This is a genomic window from Acidobacteriota bacterium, assembly GCA_009861545.1.
Lineage (GTDB): Bacteria > Acidobacteriota > Vicinamibacteria > Vicinamibacterales > UBA8438 > WTFV01.
Window position 1 is genome coordinate 1 of record VXME01000066.1, and the last position, 9,018, is coordinate 9,018.

Below are 9,018 nucleotides of genomic sequence, written 5' to 3' on the forward strand. Positions count from 1 at the left end.
CCGCCGTGGGCGACGTTCAGGTCGTAGACGTAGTCGATCGACTCGGTCGAGTTGAGCCCGCGATCCTGGAGCCGCTGCGAGAAGTTGTCCCCCTGGAACGCGCCGTCGGCGAACCCGAAGTAGTTCTGCCCGCTGTGCGTGTTACCCCCCTCGCGCGGGATCATGCTGATGCGGACCCCGCCGGTCGAGGTCTCGGCCGAGATGCCGCTCGTCTCGTAGACCATCTCCTGCGCCGCGAGCTGGTTGTTGTAGTTCTGCACGCCCCCGTCGCCGCCGGCGGTCATCACGAGCTGTCCGTCGACGGTGACCGTGGTCTGCCGCGTGCTCATGCCGTGGACCGACATGTAGGTCTGCTGCGCCGCCGTCGTCAGACCGACCTCCGGGCGGTTCATCTTGACGCCGGGGATCAACTGCGCCGTCGACTGCAAGTTGCGGCCGGTCGGGATGGCGTCGAGCACCTCGCGGTCGAGCACCTCGGCCTGGCTGATCGACTGCACGTCGACCACCGGCGCCTCGCCCGAGACGGTCACCGTTTCCTCGAGGGCGCCGACCGAGAGCACCGCATCGACCGTCGCCGTGAAGCCGGCCGGCAACTCCTGACTCTCGACGAGCACCGTCGAGAAGCCGGGCAGCGTGAAGGTGATGGTGTAGTTGCCGGGGCGCAGGTCGACCAGCAGGTAACGCCCCGTGCCGTCGGTGATGGCGACCCGACTCCCCTCGATGAGCGCCGGACTCGACGCCTCGACGGTGACGCCGGGCAGGATGCCGCCGGTGTTGTCGGTCACCACCCCGGCGAACTGGCTGGTGCCCTGGGCAAGAGCCCCGGCGGGTGCAAGCGCCAGGGCGGCGAGTACGACGACGGCCGAATAACGACGTCTCATCTCGATCCTCCTCACAAGGCTGGTGCGCGAGGCGAACGAACGACGTCCGAAGCGGCCAATGGCGGGCGAAACCCGCCGTGCCGGCAGTATAGCGCCGCGGGAGCCCTGGCGGGATCCGAAAACGGAACCGGCGACATCGTGCCGCGGCGTGTCAGGCGGTCTCGTGGTCGAACGCCACCACGTTGCGCGACGCGCTGCTGAACTCGACGCCGATCAAGTGGATGGGATCACCCAGGCCGCGGTACTTGTCCGCGTAGGACTTCGCCTTCAACTGCGCCAGCGCGGCGCCCGGCCCCGCCTGCTCCACCACCTTGAACTCGAACAGGTACACGCGCCCGCCGAACCGAACCGCCATGTCCGCGCGGCCGCGGCTGACGCTGTCCTCCACGGTGATCCCCGTACCCAGCACGGAAGCGAAGTAGGCGTAGAAGACGCTGGCGTAGTAGCCCTCGAAGCGGGCGATGTCGTTGTTGGCGTACCACTCGTACGGAATGCCGGCGAAGAACGCGTGGAACAGTTCCCTCAGGGCCGGAACGTCGGCGGCCGCCAGCAGCTCGTAGAGCCGGTCGCCGTTGCGCTCCCGGTGCGGGTCGCGGGCCAGGTGAGCGAGCAGGCTCTCGTTGAGGCTCTGGAACACCTCCCGGTTCGGGTAGCCGAGCCGGAACCGCGTCCTCCCGCCGCGCGACTCCGTCCCCTGAATGGTGAGGTAGCCGGTCTGAAACAGCAGCGCCTCCGGCGTGATCGCGTCCACGTCGAAAGTACTCAGCAGGCTCGCACTGCCAACCATCCCGTCCAACGCCGGCGCGCTGACGCCGCGCTCGACCAGGGTCTCGATCAGGAAGGCCGGCGTACCGGTCTCGAACCAGTAGGCGTCGAACTCGCGGTTGCGGAACAGCAGCAGGATATCGAACGGGTTGTAGACCTTCTCCTCGCCGCGCCAACTGTAGCCGTTGTACCAGTGGCGGATCTCGTCCCGGTCGAGGCCCGCCAGTTCCGCCGCGAACACGGTGTCCAGGTCGCCGTCGGTGTAGCCGCAGATTGCCGAATGGCGGGGATCCAGAGTGATGTCGGTGAGGTTGTTCAGGCCGGAAAACAGACTGACTTTCGAGAACTTGCTCACGCCGGTGATGAAGGTGAACCGCACGTGCGCATCCGCGTCCTTGATGGTGGCATACAGACCGCGCAGAAAGTCGCGGTTGGCACGCGCGACGTCCGGCACTTCCAGCGCGTCGAGAATCGGCCTGTCGTACTCGTCCACGAGCACCGCGACGGGCCGGCCGGTCTGCCGGTGCAGCGCCTCGAGCATGTGGCCGAACCGGTTCGATGCCGATTCGTACCCGGAAACGACCCCGGACCCGCGTTCCACGGCGTCGAGTTGGGCCATGACGTTCGCGGAAAGGTGATCCGGGTCCTTGAAGTTGCCGCTGCCGAAGCTGAGGCGCAGAACGGGATGCCGCACGGACCAGTCCCACCGGTCGCGGATCGAGAGCCCTTCGAAGAGCGGCTCGTTGCCCTCGAACAGTTCCTTGCACGTATCCAGGAACAGGCTCTTGCCGAAGCGCCGCGGGCGCGAGAGAAAGTAGTGCTTGCCCTCGTCGAGCAGGCGCCCGATGAACGCGGTCTTGTCCACGTAGTAGCAGCCTCGCTCCCGGACTTCCCGGAAGGTCTGCATGCCGATGGGCAACCTGCGTCGGATCGTCATGCTCCGGGAGCATTATCCCCCGGACAAAAAACGGGCCGGGAAGCGCTCGGCTTCCCGGCCCTGAAATCGACCGGCCGCGCGTGCGGTCACGCGCCGCCGGGGTTGGATTGCTCGCCTACCAGTGGATGTTGGTCGCCAACTGCAGGAACCGCCCCTGGACCGTCCGGGTGACGTTGCCCATGGAGCTGCCGAAGAAGTTTTGCCCCTCGATGATCGGACCGCCGTTGATGATGTTGTAGATGTCGGCCTGCACGTCGAAGCGCATGCCGTTGCCCATCTCGAACACCTTGCGGATCGAGATGTCGACCTGGTTCAGGCGATCGAGGAAGGCCGACCCCGGCGCCATCAACGGGATGGTGATGGTCTGCGTCCGGGGGACTCCCTCCGGATAGTACGCATCGGTCTTGGGCACGTTCCAGCGTACGTTGCCCGTACGCGTGAGACTGCCTTCGAGCTCGCCGCCGCCGTTCAGGCCGCCCGCGCTCTGGCCGCCGCCGCCGCCGACGACCAGCTCGCGCGGGTTGTACGACTGCAGGGAACCGCTGAACGTGAGGCCGCCCGGCAAAGGCAGCGTGCCCGACACCTTGAACTCGTTGAGCCACGGCACGCCGTAGCCCCCGTACGAATCCGCCCCCCACGCACCCGTCGGGTCGCAGAACATCAGTTCGTTGGGATCGTCCCGCGTGTCGCACCGCGTGAGCAGGTTCCGCTCCATCGTCCAGCCGCCGAAGATGTTCGTCCCGTTGGGCAGCCGGGCGTTGAACGAGGTCTCGAACCCGTTGTACTGGTCCGAATAGCCGTCGTCGCCGTACGTGTTGATGACGAGGTGATCCGGCGTCCGCGCGCGGGCTTCGTCGGTGAGGCTGTAGACCGTGAGCGTCGGCTCCGCGGAGACACCGCGGGTCGAGCACGGAAAGCCGCTGGGGGCCATCCCGAGGGCATTGCCCTCGAGCGTCTGCGAACCGCACGGATTCGCGATCTGGAACGGAACGTAGTCATTCAGCCCGATGGCGGCGTTGCGCTGCAGGATGCCGTCGAAGCTGTCGCGGCGGTACCAGTTGAAGCTCGCCGACAGCCCCGGCAGAATCTCGCGCTGGATCCCGGCGTTGAAGAGCGAGGCCCACGGCCGCGCCACGCCGTCCGGATCCTGCCGCGGCCGGCCGATCGGCCCGCCGAACCCGGGATCCGCGGTCACGCCGACTTCCCAGTCCTGCACGTAATCGTCGCCGTTGGTCCCGCCGTGCTGCTGGTGGCCGGTGTACCCCGCAACCCCCTTCTCGTAGGTCGTGTTGGGGTCGCGGCCGCCGTAGGCCACGCCGCCGAGACCCGGCGAGATCGCCTCGAGCTCGGCGAACGTCGCGCACGTGTTGCGGGTGGTCGGGCTGAGCGCGCAGTCGAACCAGTCGCGTTCATGGTGCTGCCAGCCGCCGGGATGGAAGTCGCGCGCGTAGTTGAAGATGTTCGAGGCGTTGTACCGCCCCCACGAGAACTTCAGCGCGGTGGATGCGTCACCGAACAGGTCGTAGGCCATCCCGAGGCGCGGCGCCATGTTCGTCCAGGACGGCACCCCTTCCTGTCTGGGAAAGGCCGAATCCCAGTTGGTGAACCGCCGCAGGGTGGCCGGCGTCTCCTCGATGTTCGAGGCGAACGTCTCCCACCGGAGCCCCAGGTTCAGCGTCAGCCGGTCGATCGTCCAGGTATCCTGCACGTAGGCCCCGACGTCCTGGAACGACATTCTGAAATACGTCGGGTGGTTCGTGACCCGCACCGTCGTCGGAACGCCGTCGCGATACTCCTGCCGCAGGGCGCCGTTCTTCTTCAGGTCTTCGAGGAACGGTCCCCAACTGCTCATCAGGCCGATCTTCAGGTTGTGCGACCCGGTGACGTACGACATCGACGTGTTGTAGTTGAACCGCTCGACGTAGGCGTGGCTGTCGCCCCAGTGGTAGCGGTCCTCGAAGCTGTTGGTCTTCTCGCGCCGGTGGGTGATCGCGTACCAGGGATCGATGGTCGAACCGTATTGGTTCATCGACCCCTGCATCATCAGCCCCGGGTATCCGCCCACGCCGGGATAGCAGGGAGTGTTCTGGCAGGTGGCGAGACCGGCCGGGAGCGGCTGCGTGTGCATGCCGTTGGGCGTCAACGAAGGCCCGGGGGCGAACGGCACGTCGTCCTCCGAGTCGATGTTGCTCCAGTTCTCGACGTTGGTCGAGTAGCCCGCCTCGAGCAGCAGGCGGCTGCTGAGTGTCGCGGTCCACTTTGCCGATCCCACGTAGTAGAGCGGCGAGCCGTGGTGCCGCGCCGAGGTCGCGACGTCCTGCACCGAGCCGTGATTGTGGAACCGCTGCTTGATGATGCGGTCCATGTACACCGAGAACTTGTTGTTCTGGTTGATCTGCGCGGTCAGGCGCAGCAACCCGCTGGTGACGCTGTTGTCGTCGACCCCCGGCAGCTTCTGGTTGAAATCCCTGCCGTCGGCGTCGATGCCGTAGCGGGAGTGCAGGAAGTAGCGGGGCACCGACCCGTCGTCGCTCCGCGTGAAGCTGTTGGTGGTCGGCTTGTCGATCTCGAACCGGCGGAAGCTGCCGAAGAACCAGAACCGGTCGCGGACGATGGGACCGCCGAGGGCGTTGTTGAAGTCGTAGATCAGGTCGATCGACTCGCGCGACGAGGCGCCGCGATCCTCCAGCCTCTGGGTCAGCTGGTCCTGCTGCAGCCCGGACTGGCTGAACCCGAAGTACTGCTGCCCGCTCAGCGCGTTACCGCCCTCACGGCCGATCATGTTGATCCGCACGCCGCCGGCCGAAGTCTCGGCCGAGATGCCGCTCGTCTCGTAAACCATCTCCTGGTTCGCGAGGTGGTTGTTGTAGTTCTGGTTCGCCCCGTCGTACCCGGAGCTCATGACGAGCTGACCGTCGACGGCGACCGTGGTCTGGCGGACGCTCATGCCGTGGACCGACATGTAGGTCTGCTGCGCCGCGGTCGTCAGGCCGACCTCCGGCCGGTTCAACTTGATGCCCGGAATCAACTGCGCGGTCGATTGCAGGTTGTTGCCGGTCGGAATAGCGTCGAGCACCTCGCGGTCGAGCACCTCGACGCGGCGGGTGGTCGCAACGTCCACGACCGGCGCCTCGCCGGAGACGGTGACCGTCTCTTCGAGGGCGCCGACCGAAAGCACGGCGTCGACCGTCGCCACGAAGCCGGCCGGAAGGTCCTGATCCTCGACCACGACGACCGAGAATCCGGGCAACGTGAAGGTCACGGTGTACGTGCCTGGGCGCAGGTCGACGATGGTGTAGCGACCTGCCCCGTCGCTGATCGCGACGCGGCTGCCCTCGATCAGCGCCGGGCTGGACGCCTCGACGGTGACGCCGGGCAGGATGCCACCTGTGTTGTCGGTGACCTCCCCGATGATCTGACTGCCGGCCTGCCCGAATGCCCCGGCTGGCGCCAGGCTCAGAGCCGCCAGCGCAGCGACGGCCGTTAACGAACGTCTCATGGGTTGTCCTCCTCTGACGCGTTGCGACGACTCGCATCACCACGGACTGCAGCAAGTCGAGGAATGCATCGAAGCAAAAAACATTCCTTCTCCGTGCAGCCGGTCCGACACTGCCCCCCTGCGATGACAAGTCGATGCATTGCAGGAGTTTAGTGGACCAGGGCGACGCGACGGGGATGCATTGATCGACGGGCCCCGTATCCAAACATCTGGATCCCACCCTCGCGTACTCCAATATCTTGGAGTCGGACGGCACGAACCGCCCCACGGCGGCAGGCGGTGGCGAGCCCGCAGCCCGAGGGTTTGGGCGCGCCCCAAAGGAAAGGGCCGGGAAGCGCTCGGCTTCCCGGCCCTGAAATCGACCGGTCGCGCGTGCGGTCACGCGCGACCGCGGTCGGACGAGTCCTCTACCAGTAGAGGTGCGTCGCGAGCTGCAGGAACCGGCCCTGGATGGTCCGGCGCGGCCGGCCGAGGCTGCCGCCGTGGGCGTTGGTCGCCTCGAGAATCGGACCGCCGTTGAGCAGGTTGTAGACGTCGGCCTGGACGTTGAGGCGCCGCCCCCCGGCCAGTTGGAACACCTTGCGGAACGAGATGTCGAACTGGTTCAGGCGGTCGAGGTACGTCGAGCCGGGCGCCATCAGCGGAATGAAGGGGCTGCTCGTGAACGGCACGCCGGCCGCCTCGATCTCCGCCTTCTTGACCGAGTAGCCGACGTTGCCGAGCGCCAGCAGACCGCCCCACAACCCGCCGCCGCCATTGAGCCCCGACGCGCTGTCGCCGGAGAAGGACGTCGTGGCGAGCAGCTCGCGCGGGGTGTACGACTGCAGGGTCGCGCTGAACTGGAAGTCGCCCGGCAGCGGCACCGTGCCCGACAGCTTGAATTCGTGCAGCCACGGCATGTCGTACGACGGCCCGACGTCCTGCCCGCTCAGCGCATGCGTCCCGGACCGGTCGCAGAAGAGCCAGCGGTTCGGATTGTCCACCGAGTCGCAACGGGTCATGATGTTGCGCTCGAAGGTGTAGGCGCCGAAGAGGGTGGTCCCGTTCGGCAGGCGCGCGTTGAAGCCGCTCTCGAACCCGTTGTAGGTCTCGCTGTACCCCGTATCCGCGTCGCTATTGGTGTAGACGCGCTCGCGTGGCCGTCCCTGCGCCTCGGGCTTCAACACGTAGACCGGCAACGTCGCCGGTATGGAGGCGCCGTTCGTCGTGCAGCCGAAGCCGCCCGGGCCGGGGGTGGGATTCGACGCACACGGGTTCGCCAACTGGAACTGCGTGAAGTCGGCGACCGACAGCGCCCGGTTCACCTCGATGAGCGTGCCGTAGCTGTCGCGGCGGTAGTAGTTGAAGCTCGCCGACAGCCCCGGCCAGAGCTCGCGCTCGATCCCGATGTTGGTCAGGCCGACCCAGGGCCTGTCGAGGCCGTTCGGGTCGAGGATCGGTGTCGAGGTCCCCTGGCCGAAGTCGGCGCTCGCGAGACCGACCTCCCAGTCCTGCACGTAGTCGTCGCCGTTGGTGCCGTGACCCGGCACCGACCCGGCCACCCGCGCATCACCCCAGTCGGTGAGACCCGAATTGCCGTAGGCCACCGCGCCGAGGCCCGGCGAGATGGCGTCGAGCTCGGCCATGGTGGCGCATCGGTTGGAGGCGCTGCCGTGCCGAACCGTGATCATCGCGCAGTCGAACCACGCGAGGTTCTGCCGTTGGGCCTTGCCGGTATGCAGACGGTCGGCCAGGCTGTGGGTGACCGACGCGTTGTAGCGTCCCCAAGAGAACTTCAGCGCCGTCGACGCGTCGCCGAACACGTCGTAGGCCAGACCGATCCGCGGCGCGATGTCCGTCCAGTCCGGGATGTTCTGCTTGCCGGGAAGGGTGGCCGGCACCGTCCATCGCGTGTGCAGCAGCCGGTTCGTCGGATCGACGGTTCCGTTGACCGTCTCCCACCGCAGCCCGAGGTTCAGGGTCAGGCGGTCGATGGTCCAGGTGTCCTGCGCGTACATCGCGATGTCCTGGTACCCGAGCGAGTAGTCGATGGGGTGGTTGGTGCGGCCGATCTGGAACGGGATCGCGTCGCGATAGCGTTGCCGCAGGGCGCCGTTCTCCTGCTCGATCAGCCGGAAAGGCCCCCAACTGTTCATGATGCCGATCTTCAGGTTGTGCGACCCGGTGACGTACGACAGCGAGGAGTTGGTGTTGAAGCGCTCGACGTACGCGTTCCGGTTCCCCCAGTGGTACCGGTCGGCGAAGTTGTTGACCGTATCCCGCCGCAGGGTGTTCGCGTAGAACGGATGGATGCCGCCGCCGTCCACGCCGCTGCCCGGAAGCTGCGCCATCAGCGCCGCGCTGCCGAGGGACGGATAGCCGCCGACGCCCGGATAGCAGGGAGTCGCCACGCAGGAAGGCCAGCTCGTGTCGAAGAGCTGGGTGTGCGGGCCGACGCCGCCGCCCCGCAGCCCGAGGCCCGGCCCGTTCGGCACGTCGGCCTCCTGGTCGACGTTGCTCCAGTTCTCGACGTTGGTCGAGTAGCCCACCTCGAGCAGGAGCCGGCTGCTGATGGTCGACGTCCACTTGGCCGCACCAACGTAGTAGATCGGCGAGCCGTGGTGGCGCGACGCGGTGCCGACGTCTACGCGCGCGTCGTAGTCGTGGAACCGCTGCTTGATGATCCGGTCCAGGTAGGCCGAGAACTTGTTGTTCTGGCTCATCTGCCAGGTCAGGCGCAGCAAACCGCTGGTGATCCGGTCGTCGTTGACGCCCGGCCGGAGACCCTCGGTGCCGTTGGGGTACTTCTCCGTCTGCATGTAGCGCGGCGCCGTCCCCGTCTCGTTCTTGTAGAAGCTGTCGGTGACCGGCACGTTGATGCTGAAACGGCGTCCGCTGCCGTAGAACCACAGCTTGTCGCGGATGAGCGGCCCGCCGTGGGCGACGTTCAGGTCGTA

General features: G+C 66.9%; 4 protein-coding genes. All 4 read right to left on the bottom strand.

Going from position 1 to position 9,018, the window contains the following annotated elements; genetic code table 11:
• The coding region (locus tag F4X11_10405; GenBank protein ID MYN65425.1) for a TonB-dependent receptor plug domain-containing protein at nt 1–881 on the bottom strand (881 nt) is incomplete at its 3' end.
• 151 nt (nt 882–1,032) lie between these two features.
• Nucleotides 1,033–2,583, bottom strand: a complete 1,551-nt coding sequence (locus F4X11_10410) for an ATP-binding protein (GenBank protein ID MYN65426.1) — start codon at nt 2,581–2,583, stop codon at nt 1,033–1,035.
• A 115-nt stretch (nt 2,584–2,698) separates the two neighbouring features.
• Nucleotides 2,699–6,082 (bottom strand): hypothetical protein, encoded by a 3,384-nt coding sequence (locus tag F4X11_10415; GenBank protein MYN65427.1) that lies wholly within the window; start codon nt 6,080–6,082, stop codon nt 2,699–2,701.
• Between the two features lie 407 nt (nt 6,083–6,489).
• Nucleotides 6,490–9,018: TonB-dependent receptor (locus tag F4X11_10420; protein ID MYN65428.1), on the bottom strand; the 2,529-nt coding region annotated here is incomplete at its 5' end.